The organism is Algoriphagus sp. (assembly GCF_039969895.1).
GTDB lineage: Bacteria > Bacteroidota > Bacteroidia > Cytophagales > Cyclobacteriaceae > Algoriphagus.
Genome location: NZ_JBDVMZ010000026.1, coordinates 223948 through 239767 on the forward strand (window position 1 = coordinate 223948; position 15820 = coordinate 239767).

Sequence of the window (15820 nt, forward strand, 5' to 3'; positions counted from 1 at the left end):
ATAAGTTAAGCAACTGTAAGGTTGACGGCTTCTACGCGTATGATTTCTGGAATTGCACGTTTGATTGCTTCTTCTACTCCAGCTTTTAATGTCATAGTGGACATGGGACAAGAGCCGCAGGAACCCAATAATTCCAATCTCAATACCATATCATCCGTCAACTCCACTATTCTTACATTTCCGCCGTCTGCCTCCAGATATGGACGAATGGTGTCAAGGGCAAATTCAATTTGTTCTCTAAGTTCTGGTTGCATAAATCTTAAGCTTTTACTTCTACTACCTCTGTTTTACCGTGAGAGGCATTTCTGATGGCTATTTGTCTTGCGATTTCCTCTGCTAGATTTTTGTATGATTCCTGGGTAATACCCTCTTTCAATACTGCTGGATAGCCCGAATCCCCACTTTCTCTGATACTTTGCACGATTGGAATTTCTCCCAAAAACGCAACATCATATTTCTTCGCCAAGTTTTTGCCACCTTCTTTACCAAATATATAGTACTTGTTGTCCGGTAGTTCCTCTGGCGTAAAATAAGCCATATTTTCAATAACACCTAAGATAGGTACGTTAATTTGAGGCTGGCGGAACATCGATAAACCCTTATTCGCATCAGCCAAAGCGACCTTCTGCGGAGTCGTCACGATGACCGCTCCTGTTACAGGTACTGTCTGTACCATTGTCAGATGGATGTCCGATGTTCCTGGAGGCAAATCAATTAATAAGTAGTCCAACTCTCCCCATTCTACATCACAGATAAACTGCTTCAATGCGGAACTTGCCATTGGTCCTCTCCAAACCACCGCACTGTCCACAGGGGTAAGAAATCCTATGGACATCAACTTCACTCCGTACTGTTCTATAGGAACGATGATATTTTTGTCACCTACTTTCTTGACTGCTGGCTGTTCTGCTTCTACATTGAACATAGTTGGGATAGACGGGCCAGAAATATCTGCATCGATCAGACCTACTTTTGCCCCAGTTTTCGCCAAAGAAACAGCAAGGTTAACCGCGGTTGTGGACTTACCTACGCCTCCTTTGCCAGAAGCGATCGCTATGATATTTTTCACTTGAGGTAAAAGAGGTGCTGCATCCCGAACTGTAGTGACCCGAGAAGTCATGAAAAGATCCCACTCAGGTTCTGTTCCGAAATCCTCCTCCAATGCTTCCAAACAATTGTTTTTGATCACTTCTTTGAGTGGGCAGGCTGGGGTAGTGAGGACCACGTTGAAGCTGACCTTATTTCCGTTGATTTCAATTTTTTGTATCATTCCCAAGGTGACCAAATCTTTTTTTAGATCTGGGTCTTGAACTCGGGAAAGGGTAGTTAGGATATTCTCCTTAGTTAACTGCATGAGGTGATCGTTGTAATTTTGCGCAATTTAGAGCCAAAAGACTTCTAAATGAAGTATGACTTAAAGCAATTCTATCACTGAACTAGTTGAAATGGAAGAAAGTTCTACTTTTTCGTAAGGAGCGATTAACTTTGCCTCATTCATTTTCCTATGGGCATCAGCAAACTTACTACGGACAAGGTCAAAGAACGCATGGACATCGAAGAGGTAATCGGTGATTACCTGCCCATGAAGAAAAAAGGCCAAAATCTATGGGCTAACTGTCCATTCCATGGGGAAAAAACCCCTTCTTTTTCGATCTCACCCGCCAAACAAATCTATAAGTGCTTTGGCTGTGGCAAGGCTGGTGATCCGATTCAATTCGTCATGGACATAGAGGGAATCGGATTCCAAGAAGCGATCAAGCATATCGCGGGGCGCTATGGTATAGAAGTGGAAGAGGACGAAACGCGAACTCCTGAGCAGAATGAAGCGCAAAATGAGCGAGAAAGTTTATTGATCGCCTTGGGTTTTGCTCGAGACTTTTTTGTGAAAAATCTACAAACTCCCGAAGGAAAGTCAATAGGCCTTAGTTATTTCAAAGAGCGCGGATTTACTCCTGCGATCATTGAGAAGTTCGATCTAGGCTATGCATTGGATGGGTGGGATAATCTGCTGAATGCAGCAAAATCTGCAGGATTCAAAGAAGAGATTTTGCTCAAAGCCGGTTTGATCCTTCAGAAAGAAGGCGATGCTACGCGCATCTATGATCGATTTAGGAATCGAGTGATTTTTTCGATTCATAACATCAGTGGGAAGCCACTGGGATTTGGCGCTCGCATACTCACTAAAGACAAGAACCAACCCAAATACATCAATTCCCCAGAAACCCCAGTCTATCACAAAAGTGATGTGCTCTATGGGATGTTTCAAGCCAAAAAAGCAATTCGGGATAAGGATAACTGCTACCTCGTAGAAGGTTATACCGATGTGGTCAGTTTGCATTTGTCGGGAATAGAGAATGTGGTGGCATCTTCAGGGACTTCCTTGACCGAAGGACAGATCAAGCTGATCAAACGATTTACCGATCAGGTGACAGTGCTCTATGACGGTGATGCGGCAGGGATCAAAGCTTCCCTTCGCGGGATTGATTTGTTGCTGGAGGGTGGACTGAATGTTAAGGCAGTTGTTTTTCCGGACGGCGAAGATCCTGACAGTTACTCGAGGAAAGTCGGGTCACAGGCATTTCAGGATTACTTGGAGAATAACAGCCGTGATTTCATTGGGTTTAAAATTGGCCTTTACAAGGAAGAATTCACCAAAAATCCGATCCGTAAAGCAGAGGTGATTCGCGAGGTAGTTCAGAGCATTGGCAAAATTCCTGATCCGATCATTCGATCCGTCTATGCCAAAGAAGCTTCTGACTTATTGAGCATAGAGGAGGACATCATTCATGCTGAGCTGAATAAGATCCTTATTAAAAGTCAGAAGGATCGGAATGCTAGTCAGAAGGATGAAGCTTTTGCTGAGCAGGCAATGGAAGAGTTAATTCCTGATGAAACAGCCACATCTTTCTCAGAAATTCTCAAAATTCAAGAACGAGAGATGATTCGGATTCTTGTGAATTATGGCTGGCATAAGTTGGCCGAGGAAGAAATGCACCTGTGCCAATATTTACTAGCTGAGACGGAAGATTTAGAGTTCACTACCCCCATTTATGTCAAAATCTTGGCGCTGTATAGATCAAGTTTGGCTCAAGGAGAGATCCCGACCTCGGAATATTTCATAGGATTGGGAGATCAGGAAGTACAAAAAGAAGTAATTGATTTGATTACTGTTCGTCGTGAAGTCTCTCAACATTGGGCGGATACGCATCAGATCATAATCAACACAGAATCAGATAACTTAACGCTCACTGGCTATAAATCAATTTTACGACTGAAGCGGAAGATGGTGCAAAAGCTCATGGAAGAAGCTAAAGTAAAAATAAAAAACGCAGAGACTGAACAGTTGGGCGATGACAAAGTGAATGAATTCATGGGAATCTATGTAGAGCTCAAAAATGTTCAACTTCTGATTGATAAGGAGCTTGGTATAGTCATCGGGTAAACCAAACTTTATTTGGCTTCCCCCTGTTTAGCATTTGAAAGCGTGTAAATTTGCCTTTCTAAAAAATAATCCAAACACAAATTTCGTGGAAAAATATATTCTAGATCCGATTGAAGAGGCTATTGAAGCTATCAAAAATGGAGAAGTAATCATCGTAGTGGACGATGAGGATAGAGAAAATGAAGGTGATTTTGTCTGTGCTGCTGAGACTGTTACGCCAGAAATCATCAATTTCATGGCCACGCATGGTCGTGGATTGATCTGTGCGCCATTGATAGAAGATCGCTGCGAAAAGCTTGGGTTAGAACTGATGGTGGGGAATAATACTGCAGCTTTTGAAACCCCATTTACCGTTTCAGTTGACTTGGTGGGTCATGGATGTACCACTGGTATTTCCACCGCTGATCGTGCCAAGACAATTAAAGCACTTGTAGATGACAGCATTGACCCTAGCGAATTAGGTAAGCCAGGACATATTTTTCCCTTAAAAGCAAAAAGAGGTGGCGTACTCAGAAGAGCTGGACACACGGAAGCGGCTATAGACCTTGCTCGTTTGGCAGGATTCTCTCCCGCTGGAGTTTTGGTGGAAATAATGAATGAAGATGGGACGATGGCTCGACTTCCTGATTTGGTCCATGTAGCTCAACGGTTTAACCTTAAATTGGTATCAATCAAAGATCTGATCGCTTATCGTCTGAAGCATGAATCACTTATCCAGAGGGAAATTGGCGTTGAGCTTCCTACCGATTTTGGAGATTTTGAATTGATAGCTTTCCGTCAGACGAATACACAAGAACTACACTTAGCGCTCCTCAAAGGAAAATGGGAACCAAATGAACCGGTAATGGTTCGTGTACATTCTTCCTGCATGACAGGGGATATTTTTGGTTCTTGTCGATGCGACTGTGGCCCTCAGCTTCATAGTGCGATGCAAATGGTAAACAAGGAGGGAAAAGGAGTGATTCTATACATGAATCAAGAAGGTCGAGGAATAGGGCTGATTAATAAATTAAAAGCATACAAACTGCAGGAAGAAGGAATGGATACCGTTCAGGCAAATCTTGCTTTGGGACTTCCATCAGACAGTAGAGATTATGGAGTAGGAGCACAGATCCTGCGCGACTTGCAGGTGAGTAAGTTGCGACTCATATCCAACAATCCTCAAAAGCGCGTAGGACTTTTGGGTTATGGGTTAGAGATCGTAGAGCAAATTCCTATTGAAATAGTGCCTAATAAGCACAACGAGCGGTATTTGCAGACCAAGAGGGATAAAATGGGGCACAATATTTTGAAATAAGCCTCCGTTCATTTCTTAACATTTGTCAATAATAGTAGAGCCAATCAACCTGACTTCTATTTGTTGCGTAAATAAAGCCATGATGAAAACCATGATAAAAGCACTATTCTCGCTAAGCATATTAATTCTGGGCATATCTACTTCATTTGCACAGACTGAATTTCCTTCCAGAGTATGGCATAAAGGAAATATTTACACTACCGATGGCAAGGCCTATGGAGGCGAAATCAAATACGATTTGGACAACAATGTCGTACAGCTGAAGGATCAAACTGTTGAAACGTTTACAGCGGCCAACGTCACTAACTTTGAAATCTACGATGAGGTCTATGGTGGAATTCGTAAGTTTTTCAGTCTTCCTTATGCAGTTGGATCTGACTACGCCACTCCTATATTCTTTGAGGTTTTGACGCAGGGTGATGATTTAGCGTTGCTTTGCAGAGAATACATAGCTACAGATACCCGGGGAATGGGCGGCTATGGCATGATGGGTGGCTATGGTATGAATCCTTTCTATGGGCCTCAATCCATGATGGGCTATAGGTTAGCTTTTAAGTATTATTTTTTGAAAAATGGAAAAATAGAACAATACAACATGAAGAAAAAAGAGCTTTTCGAAATGCTTCCAGGGCATGATGAAGAGATCTCACTTTTTATGCGGAAAAACCGCTTGGAATACGATAAGAGGGGAGATCTTCTTCGTATTACAGCCTATTACAACGAACTGAATTAAGATTAAATGTCTAAACCACTTATTCTCGTCTCAAATGATGACGGGATCACATCCAAAGGGATACGTGTACTCGTATCTGTCATGAAAAAACTAGGAGATGTGATCGTAGTAGCACCAGATAGCCCTCAGTCGGGCATGGGTCATGCGATCACCATCGGAGAAACGCTCCGATTGGAGGAAGAAGAAATCTTTGAGGATGTCAAAGCATTCAAGTCTAGCGGTACGCCGGCAGATTGTGTGAAGCTGGCCAAACATTACGTAATGAAGGATAGAAGTCCTGACTTGATTGTAAGCGGAATAAACCATGGTTCCAATACGTCGATTTCGGTGCTCTATTCCGGAACTATGTCAGCAGCTATAGAAGGTGCTATGGAGGGTTATCCGTCTATAGGATTTAGTCTTTGTGATTTTTCTTCCAAAGCTGACTTTTCACATGTAGAAGTTTGGGTGGAGAAAATCGCCAGACAAGTTCTGGAAAATGGAATGCCTAAAGGTGTAGCGTTGAACGTAAACTTTCCTCCAAAACAAAACGAAGAAATCAAGGGCATCAAAGTTTGCCGGCAGGCGGAAGCCAAATGGCAGGAAGAGTTCTCGGAGCGTTTTGACCCAAATGGTCGAAAGTATCTCTGGCTAGCTGGAAACTTTGTGAATTTTGATAAAGGTGAAGACAATGACGAATGGGCGATAGCTAACAATTACGTTTCTATAGTTCCATGTCAATACGATTTGACAGCGCACCATGCGATTTCTCAGATTCATAAAGACTGGGATTGGGAAAAGTTAAAGAAGTAGAACCTGATTGGTTTTGTTTTTACCTAGCGTGATTGACTGATTATCGTTATTATTGCCATTTATAAAAAATAAAAACCGTTTGAACCTGAAACTTACTTTTTTTGTGTTTTTCGTCCTGATAGGATCCACTGCGGTAGAGGCCCAAATCCCGAACATGGATAGTCTTAGGACTGCTCTTCCAACTGCCACTGGTAAGGATAGACTGTCGATTCTGAATGAATTGTCCACTTACCTTAGAGAAATTGAGCAACAAGAAGCATTTGATTATGCACTGGAAGCCGAGAAACTTGCTCAAGATCTTTCAGATAAATCGGGAGAAGCGATAGCCAAGGAGAATATCGGGTGGATTTATTACCGTAGGGGCAAGTGGCAGAAGACTTTTGATTACTCCAAAGAAGCATATTATTTGGCTATAGAAGGAAATGATCTAAAAGCTGCAGCACGTGTTTTAAATAGTATGGGGGCGCTTTATTTTGAGCAGAGGAATTATCCATTATCCCTTCAACAATTCAAAAAAGCTTTCGAATTAAGCGAAGAGGCCAACGATATCTACACCATGATTCGAAGTCTGAACAACATTGCATTCAACTACATACGAATGGACAAGTTGGATTCAGCTAAGTATTATGTAACTAAGGCCATTTCTACAAATGAGCATGCAGGTTCTCCCTATTTACTTTCTTTTTCAAATCGCTTGAGAGGTGACATCTACTTCAAAAACAACCAACTTGATTCTGCTGAGATAATCTTTGCCAAGGCTATTGAAAACGGTAAAATTCAAGGACTCGAGAATTTCACAGCCAGTGTTCTCAACTTACTCGGCAAAACCTATCTCGCTGACAATAAACCGGAGCAAGCGCTACAGGTTATAGAAGAAGGTATGGAAATATCCAACAGGCTTGGCATTTATGAGCAGCTGGCTATTTCTCACCAATTGCTTTCGGAATATTACTTTTTGAGAGGAGATTATAAAAAAGCCTATGAAAACCAATCTAAATTCATATCTCTAAATGACTCCCTGGTTACAAAATCAGGCAGTGATAGGTTAGCTCTCATGCAAGGGATGTTTAAAGATGATTTGGAACAATCAGAGCTTGAGTTATTGCTTGCTCAAAACGAAACCCAAGCAATAGCTTTAGAAAACAATAAGCGTATCATTCTGCTGGTGAGCATAGGTTCTATTTTGATTTTTTTCCTGGTAGTATGGTTGCTTTACCTCAATAGAAACATCAAAAGGTATAATAAGAATTTGATTCTTCGGAAGCAGCAAATACGAATTCAAAATGCTGATTTGGAAGCCAAATCAATCCAATTAGAAGAAATCAATCAAACCAAAAACAAGCTTTTTTCAATTTTAGGACATGATTTGAAAGGTCCTGTGGGTCAAGTAAAATCTGTAGTCGATTTACTTACTGATGGACATTTGGATCAGGAAGAGTTTGATATACTGATCCAGAATTTGAAAAAGGATGTGGACTCGGTTTATTTTACCTTGAACAATACCTTGAAGTGGTCACTTACGCAGATGGAGGGTTTTAACCTTCAAAAGGTGAATTTTAACTTGGCCATTTTGGTGAATTCCACGCTGTCCCTCATCGAGCCTCAGCTCAAAGAAAAGTCTATTGAAATAGACGACACCTCCTTGCTGACTGATATTGAAGTGTTTGCAGATAGGGATTTAATAGAAGTGGTCATCAGAAACATTTTGAACAACGCAATTAAATTTTCCAAAGCTGGCGATGTAATCAAAATCTCTGCTGAGCTAGAAAATGATATGATCGTGTGGTGCGTGAAAGATAGGGGAATAGGGATGAAGGATGAGCAAATCAAAAAGTTGCTTTCTTCTGAGTATGTAATATCTGATTCTAAGCGTGGTACCCAAATGGAAAAAGGATCAGGTCTAGGGCTACAGATCTGTAAGGAATTCACCCGTAGAAACGGTGGTGAATTGTCTATCACCAGCAGAGAGGGAGAAGGAACGAAAGTTTGTGTACGGATTCCTGCCAGCAGAATCCTAATCAATAATTAATAGCTGCTGATGAGTTAGAAATTTTTCCAGTAATATTTCTTCTTTTATGATCCCCAAATCCTTCATTCTTTTCATAGATTCTACTAATTGATTTCTGGAGATTTTTGCATCTACAGCCCAAGACGTCTGGCCGAGCCATTCTTTTACGTCTTCGATTTTTAGATCATAGTTTTTGGCTATTTCAGTACTGGCAGTTGGGCTAGTTTGAAGCTGCTTAGACGCCTCATAGACTAAGTCTCGCAAAAGAAAAATAACCTCCCCAAATTCAACTAGTGCTTTGTCAGAGGCAATAATCGCAAAACACGGCCAAGGACTTGGCACTTCCTTGATCCGTTTCATTTGTCCAGAATCTACCCAAGGTTTGGTGGTGTATTTTTCCCAAAGAAACATGTCGGGTCCTTTAGCAGTCATTGCTTCTAAAGCCCCAGGGAGATTGTTTACTATTTTAAATTCTAAGTTGGATGCACTCCATCCTGCCTGCTCCGCAAGAACATAGCTCATCAAGTGTGACCCTGAACCGCTTCTGCTGATCAAAAAAGTTGGGTCTTGAATATCAGCTATGACTTCTACTGTAGATTTTCCAGCTATATGAACTCCCCAAATCAGTGGGGAAAGGACGTGAAAACCAATCATTTTAGATGGATTTCCTGCCTCAAAATCTTTCAGGTAACTCTCCGTGAGCACCAGGGCTATATCGGTTTTGTCTTCCCTCAAATCCTTATTCATTTGCCCGGATCCTCGGGATTCATCTGTCCATTGGAGAAGAATCCCATTTTTTTCAAATGGTTGTTGTGCGATGATCTTTTTCCATGGAAAATTGAAATGCTCAGGAACTCCGGTGATTCTAAGGGTTTTCATAGGGATAATTTTCAGATGTGGCAAAGGTAATAACCACCTATAGAATCATTTTCCTATTAATAAAAAAATTCATCTGTATGAACATACGCTTACTTATCAGGAAAGAGCCAAAAGCACTATAACATCTGGATAACTTATGAATTCAGGCGGTATTAAACATCGGTCTTCAAGCTAGATAAACTAGGATTTCACGTCGGTCGGGCTCATGACGGATTAGCAAATTAAGCGTTTAATCGTGTGCTGCTTTTCGATCTTGAATCAAAAGATTACTCAATCCAGCCAAGATTAGAAGTGTGCCAGCTAGAAGCATGGTATTGATTATCGCTTCACCAAAAAGTAGTTTGTATAGGAAATTGACACCACCTAAGGCAGCAATGATCTGAGGTATGACGATAAACATATTGAAGATCCCCATGTAAACACCCATTTTTTTCGGATCAACAGAACTGGAAAGCATGGCGTATGGCATGGATAAAATACTTGCCCAAGCGATGCCAACCAACGCAAAACAAATGTGAAGCATCCAAGGCTCACTGATGAAATAAATCAGTATGAAACCAAATCCTCCAGCCATTAAGCTTACTAAATGGAGCAACTTTCGGTTGATTTTATATTTACTGGTGAACACCGACAATAGCAAAGCTGCAAACATAGATACCAGTCCGTAGGTGCCTAGATAATTTCCCACACTGTCAGCTGCGTTGTTGTAAGCTACCGAGCTGGTATCTGTGGCTTGGAAAATGTGCTCCGTGATCGCTGGAGTAGCAAAACTCCACATGGTGAAAAACGCAAACCAAGAGAAAAACTGTACTATCCCCAGTTGCTTCATGACCAATGGCATGGCGGCTATACTTCCAATAATTTCTTTAAATCCTGCCAGCAACCCTTTACTCTTAGCTTTTTCAGCTTCAAATTCCTCCAGATTTTCCGGTGGATATTCTTTGGTCGTAAGTATGGTATAGAGAATGGACGAGAAAAGCACAAAAGCTCCAATAGCAAAGGCATATTTCACAGAATCAGGCACTACTCCCTCAGGAGCAGTATTTGGCACACCTAGCTTAGTCATTAGCCAAGGTAAATTAGAAGCTATCCAAGTACCCGTACCGATAATTAATGTCTGTACTACGAACCCATAGGATCGTTGGGAATCCGGAAGCTTATCTGCCACCAAAGCTCGAAAGGGTTCCATGCTGATATTGATAGAAGCATCGAGTATCCATAGAGCACCTGCCGCCATCCATAGTGTGGATGAGTAGGGGGTAAAAAATAGAGCAATTGAAGTCATTACAGCCCCTACGAAAAAGTAGGGTTTTCTTCTACCAAACTTGTAGGACCAAGTACGATCACTCATATAACCCACGATCGGCTGAATCAATAATCCCGTCAGGGGAGCAGCAATCCAAAGCATGGGAATAGCGTCTTTGTCAGCTCCGAGTGTCTGAAAAATTCTCGACATGAATCCCCCTTGCAGCGCAAACCCAAATTGAATTCCTAACATTCCAAAACTCATATTCCAGATTTGCCAGAAGTCTAACTTCTTTTTCATAGGGGTCATTTGAGTGAATTTGTAAATAAAGTTGATAAAATAGCTTTAAACCAAGCCAGTGATTTCCATTCTCTCTGAATGTATCGGTAGCTCCAAATATTTCAGATTTGAAATGGACAAATGCGGAAAGCTTGAATCTGGCAAAGGATCAAACTCACTCAATGCATCTAGAAAAGCAAAATTCTCTTGTTTCAAGCTAAGGCATTGCTCCTTATATACAACGGAGTCGGTGGTGAAGCCATGTAGATAAACCCGAAGCCTATTAAATTGGCTGATGAAGTGACCCACTGCTTTATTGATAGTTAAGCATTGATTCATTGGGGAATAGCTAATCAATCGCTCATGGTAAACACCCGACTCAAAGTCAAAACTAACCCCATCATCTTCATAGTGAAGGTACTCACTCCCTTCTGAGCCCGCATACACATGGATTCTTAATATTCCGTCATGCTTGGCTGAGCTATGAGCTACGTCACTTTGCAGCGCAAGGATACTTCCTGCTTTGACAAAAACCGGAAGGTTATTCAACGGACAGTCTTGGTAGATAACCTGCCCACCGCTGTGGGCTTGATCATTGAAAAAGTAATACCAATCTCCAACCGGTAAATAGACTTTTAAAATTTCCTTGAAACTTTCTACAGGAGCTATTAGAAATGAATCACAGAATAAATATTGGTTCTGAAAGGCAGGCGTGAAAATCAGAGGGTCGTTCGAATAAGCTATCGCTAAACTAGCCGCTAAGGGTAATCCTGTATGGGAGCTTTGGCGAAATTTACTGTATATCGTCGGGAGTAAATTATACCTCAATTTCATGTAAGTTCTGGAGATCTCTTCCACTTCCTCGCCAAAAGCCCAAGGTTCAGCATCATTGCTGTTGATCATGGAATGTGCACGAAAGAGCGGAGAAAATGCGGCTATACTCATCCAGCGCGCATAGAGTGACTTAGTGGCCTCTCCCGCAAAACCTCCTAAATCATATCCTGAAAATGGGACACCGCTCAATCCTAAACTATTGACCAAGCGAACTCCAGCTAGCATATGCTCTTCGGTGGAGACATTGTCACCTGTCCAGACTGCTGCAAATCGTTGAACCCCTGCAAATCCCGCTCTGGTCAATACGAATGGACGTTGATTAGGTAGGTTTAAGACAGAACCTTCCTGGGTACTTTTGGCCATCTGCATGCCGTAAATATTTCGAGCTTTTCTATGGGAGGCGGTGGTTCCTTCGTAATCAAACTCGATTAAATTTGGAGTAAACTGACCCCAAGAAGCTGGCTCGTTCATATCGGTCCAGAATCCATCCACACCAGCTTCTGTGTAGAAAACTAGTTTTTCCATCCACCACGAACGAGTATCTGGATTGGTAAAGTCTGGAAAAGCGCACCATCCAGGCCAGACTTGAGCTACATAATCTTTGCCATCAGGATATTTTAAGAAAAGTCCCTTTGCCTTGCCTTCTTCATAAGGTAAATAACCCGCCTCGGTTTTGATGCCTGGATCTAAAATCACCACCACTCGAAATCCCTTTTCTTTAAGTCTAGAGATAAGATTTTTCGGATCCGAAAATTTCTCACCATCGAACGTGAACACCTTATATTGCTCCATGTGGTGGATATCCAGGTAAATGACGTCTGCGGGAATTTTTTTATCTCGAAAAGTCGTTGACAACGCCAATACCTCACTGTCTGGGTAATAGGAATATCGGCATTGCTGATATCCTAAAGCCCATTTCGGTGGCATTTTCATTTTTCCTGTCAATGTTGCATAGCTGCTAATGATTTCTGCTACAGTCGGCTCATGGATGAAATAATAGTCCATATCACCATCTTCTGCATTGAAGTAGGAAAATCTATCTGTAGAAGCACCAAAGTTGAAAACGCTTTTGTGGGTATTGTCAAAGTAAATCCCGTAGGCTTTCTCTCCGTGCAAACCAATATAGAATGGAATGCTGGCATACAAGGGATCGTCGTTGATTCCATAGCCGAAATAATCCGTGTTCCAATTGGTGTAAGCTCTTCCAGCTCGATTCAGATTCCCTGTTTTTTCTCCTAGACCTATGAATTTCTCGTTGGCTTGAACCTCCTTGTAGCAAGTAACTTCGGTACCTAGCCATGAAATCCCCAAAGAATCATCTTTATTTAGAAGGAAACCATTCAAATCGAAGAAGGAGCAAATACCTCCTTGTAGATCAAACTGTACTTGAACTTGAGAAGTAGTAAGGATAAGAGAGTCTTCCTGTTCTTCTAAGAAGAAATCAATTTCCTGAGGTTGGGCTACAATTGAATAGGGATTCACATCAAACGAATCATTTCTGGTTGCTTGAATGCGAATAATACCAGCTCGTATCACAGTGATTTGGACTTGGGCTATCTCACTTTTAGCAGAAAAACCATCTGAAGTTCTTGTCCATTTATCAATTTTCCCAATGGGTACGTATCGGGAGGAGGATTGGTGCTGAAGGGTCGGCTGTGGGTTTTGAATCATGGATTAAGTGTGCACGTTCTAGGTGAAACGGTTCTAATTTATAACCAATTCTTAATCACAAAAAATCATTTAACGCAACCCCAGCCGAGAATCTATAGCTATACTTATAGACGATCTGTCTTGATTGAAAAATTTGCCCTATTCAAACGTTTGCACTTTTATCTCAAAAAAATTCAATTTTTTTGAGATAATTTTTTCGAAGAATCCCTTTCCATCAATTTAGTCTCTAGAACGAGGGTTTTTTCCATCGTGCTAGGATCTAATTTCTTTTCTATAATGTCGAGTAATATCTCTGTCGCTCTTGCTCCCATCAAAAAACCTGGCTGTGAAACCGATGAAAGCTGAGGTTCTAGCATAGCGCAAAATTGCCAATCGCTGAATCCTACAACCCCAACATCCTCTGGTATCTTCATACCTGCATCACGACATGCCATCATGGCACCCACTGCACCGATATCATTGCAGGAAAAAAAGGCATCTGGCTTTTCGGGATGGGATGCTAGCAGTTCGCTGACCAACTCACGGCCTTCCTCCATGGTTCCTTTTGGGCAAGTAATAATATATGCGGGATTTACTTCGATTCCATATCTTTTGAGGGCATCCTTGTAGCCATTTTCTCTATCGATACTAATTTTAAGCGTTTTTGGTCCGGCTAGATGTACGATGTTTTTATACCCTTGGAGGATCAGATGCGAGGTAGCATCGAACGCGCCTTGATAGTCATCTACCATCACATTGATGGCATCGGGGATAGCGGGAGCACGGTCAAAAAAAACAATGGGGAATCCCTGATCTAAAACCTTTGTAAAATGCTCAAACGATTTTGTTTCCTTGGAATAACTAACTAAAACTCCATCGATTTGATTAGAAAGCATGGTTTCAATACTCGAAATTTCCCGTTCTAGTTTCTCGTTCGTTTGTGCTAAAATCACATTGTACCCTCTGGAATTAGCGATTTCTTCGACTCCGCTGATAACTGTTGAAAAAAAGAAATGAACCACTTCAGGAATGATTACACCTATGGTAAACGACCTGCTTTTACGAAGGGAAAGGGCGATAGCGTTAGGTCGATAATTCATTTTTTCGGCTATTTCCTTCACTCGACGCTTAGTTTCATCGCTGATACCTGGATAATCTTTCAATGCTCGAGAGATGGTGGATGCAGAGAGGTTGAGCTCCCTAGCTATATCCTTAATAGTGGCTTGTCCTAATTTCATAAATTTATTCTTTTACAGCAATTTTTTTAACTCAAAATCGGTAAACAGAGCAGATGGCAATCTATCCAATTTTGAAAGAAAAACTCCCTCCTTTTTCGTTTAATCTCTTAGTATTCAATTTTTTGTTTTTTATGCAAACGTTAACGCAAACGTTTGCAATAAAAAATTAGGTATTTACATACTTGGGTTACTTGTATTTACGATGAGTTTCAACTAAAATTTGGCAACCATTGTTGCCCTGCAAGCTATTTTCTCAAAAAATAGGAATGATTAAAAGGAAGTTATAGTGGTAAATAAACAGACAATTATAAATCAAGGTTAAACCCAAAAATTATGAAAACAAGCTACAAATTTGCCTATCTGGCTTTTCTACTTCCGGTGCTTTGGTCATGTGACAACTATGACATGCCGCCAATCATCCCTCAGACTGGAGCCGATATAACTAACCCTGCGCAGGGTTCAGCCTTAGAGCTGAGTTTGGATGATCAAGACGTAATGATTCCGTTCTCAGTGACTGCTGCGGATTTTGGCACTGCAGGAGAAGTAACTAATGTGCTACAAATGGATCTTCCGGGAGCTTCTTTTGCCAATGCAGTAGATTTAGGATCTTCTATGACCACAACGATTGAAGTTCAGACTAAAAAGCTAAATGACGCTTTGATAGCTAAAGGTCTTCCTGTAGATGCTGCTGCTAATGCAGAGTTCAGAGTGAAATCAACTTTCAATCAGCCGATGGCGCCAATAGTCGGACAGACACTTACGCTATCAGTAACACCGTATAGCACATTTGTGCCGTACCCATTGATGTACGTACCGGGCGATCACCAAGGCTGGAACCCAGGCAACCTAAACACTACGCTGAAGTCGGTAGGTTATAATACTACCTTCACTGGTTTTGTCCACATTCTTACTGGAAGCAAGGAATTTAAATTCACTGAGCAGCCAGCCTGGGTGGACGGGAAGAACTACGGTGATACTGGTGCTGATGGAAAGCTTGATAATGCAAGTGATGCAGCTAATATTAAAGTAGCTGAATTTGGTACTTATGAAATGACGGTAGATTTATCCTCAAAAACCTATACCATTTCAGCGCCTAAGCTTTGGGGTGTCATAGGCAATGCCACAGCAGGTGGATGGGATGCTGAAACTCCTATGAATTTCAACAGAGATCTGAATGTGTTGACTCTTACACTAGATCTCAAAGTGGGAGACATCAAATTCAGAGCAAATCAATCCTGGGATTATAACCTCGGTCCAAAAGATGGCAAGTTGGTCAAAGACGGTGATAACATTCCCATCGCAACAGCAGGCAACTACACTGTTACGCTCGATTTCAATGTGCCAGGGGAAGTTTCTTATACGCTTAAAAAGAATTAAAGCTAATCTCAATTCACCAAAGTTTACCTATGACTGGCTTGGGCA

12 protein-coding genes are annotated in these 15820 nt (G+C 41.5%); 6 read left to right on the plus strand and 6 right to left on the minus strand.

The window, feature by feature from the left end; translation table 11 throughout:
- Nucleotides 1–5: 5 nt before the first annotated feature.
- Together ABJH64_RS19255 and ABJH64_RS19260 are read right to left on the minus strand one after the other, a co-directional pair.
- A complete protein-coding gene (locus ABJH64_RS19255) occupies nt 6–254 on the minus strand; it encodes a NifU family protein (protein ID WP_320902480.1) in 249 nt (82 codons plus the stop codon).
- Between the two features lie 5 nt (nt 255–259).
- A complete protein-coding gene (locus ABJH64_RS19260; protein WP_348273803.1) occupies nt 260–1354 on the minus strand; it encodes an Mrp/NBP35 family ATP-binding protein in 1095 nt (364 codons plus the stop codon).
- A 150-nt stretch (nt 1355–1504) separates the two neighbouring features.
- Between ABJH64_RS19260 and dnaG the strand changes: the two genes are divergently transcribed.
- From dnaG to ABJH64_RS19285, 5 genes are all read left to right on the plus strand, one after another.
- Nucleotides 1505–3442 (plus strand): DNA primase, encoded by a 1938-nt coding sequence (gene dnaG, locus ABJH64_RS19265; protein WP_348273802.1) that lies wholly within the window; start codon nt 1505–1507, stop codon nt 3440–3442.
- 85 nt (nt 3443–3527) lie between these two features.
- Nucleotides 3528–4739 carry a bifunctional 3,4-dihydroxy-2-butanone-4-phosphate synthase/GTP cyclohydrolase II gene (locus tag ABJH64_RS19270; protein WP_348299871.1) on the plus strand — a complete coding sequence of 404 codons (1212 nt, stop codon included), beginning with the start codon at nt 3528–3530 and terminating at the stop codon, nt 4737–4739.
- A gap of 91 nt (nt 4740–4830) precedes the next feature.
- Nucleotides 4831–5472: a hypothetical protein gene (locus ABJH64_RS19275; RefSeq protein ID WP_348275603.1), complete on the plus strand. Its 642-nt coding sequence runs from the start codon at nt 4831–4833 to the stop codon at nt 5470–5472.
- 6 nt (nt 5473–5478) lie between these two features.
- Nucleotides 5479–6264 carry a 5'/3'-nucleotidase SurE gene (gene surE, locus ABJH64_RS19280; protein ID WP_348275604.1) on the plus strand — a complete coding sequence of 262 codons (786 nt, stop codon included), beginning with the start codon at nt 5479–5481 and terminating at the stop codon, nt 6262–6264.
- Nucleotides 6265–6343: 79 nt separating this feature from the next.
- Nucleotides 6344–8293: an ATP-binding protein gene (locus ABJH64_RS19285; RefSeq protein ID WP_348275605.1), complete on the plus strand. Its 1950-nt coding sequence runs from the start codon at nt 6344–6346 to the stop codon at nt 8291–8293.
- Here the strand turns inward: ABJH64_RS19285 and ABJH64_RS19290 are convergent.
- The 4 genes from ABJH64_RS19290 to ABJH64_RS19305 form a co-directional block, all read right to left on the minus strand.
- A complete protein-coding gene (locus tag ABJH64_RS19290; RefSeq protein ID WP_348299470.1) occupies nt 8279–9151 on the minus strand; it encodes an ABC transporter substrate-binding protein in 873 nt (290 codons plus the stop codon). The two genes, ABJH64_RS19285 and ABJH64_RS19290, sit on opposite strands and share 15 nt — an antisense overlap.
- Nucleotides 9152–9380: 229 nt before the next feature.
- Nucleotides 9381–10697 carry an MFS transporter gene (locus ABJH64_RS19295; RefSeq protein ID WP_348273813.1) on the minus strand — a complete coding sequence of 439 codons (1317 nt, stop codon included), beginning with the start codon at nt 10695–10697 and terminating at the stop codon, nt 9381–9383.
- 45 nt (nt 10698–10742) lie between these two features.
- Nucleotides 10743–13181, minus strand: coding sequence for a glycoside hydrolase family 31 protein (locus ABJH64_RS19300; protein ID WP_348273814.1), 2439 nt, complete (start codon nt 13179–13181; stop codon nt 10743–10745).
- 173 nt (nt 13182–13354) lie between these two features.
- Entirely contained in the window at nt 13355–14398 is a 1044-nt protein-coding gene (locus ABJH64_RS19305) for a LacI family DNA-binding transcriptional regulator (protein ID WP_348273815.1), read from the minus strand.
- A 333-nt stretch (nt 14399–14731) separates the two neighbouring features.
- On the opposite strand from ABJH64_RS19305, the gene ABJH64_RS19310 reads away from it, so the two are divergent.
- A complete protein-coding gene (locus tag ABJH64_RS19310; RefSeq protein ID WP_348273816.1) occupies nt 14732–15775 on the plus strand; it encodes a SusE domain-containing protein in 1044 nt (347 codons plus the stop codon).
- The last annotated feature ends 45 nt before the right edge of the window (nt 15776–15820 follow it).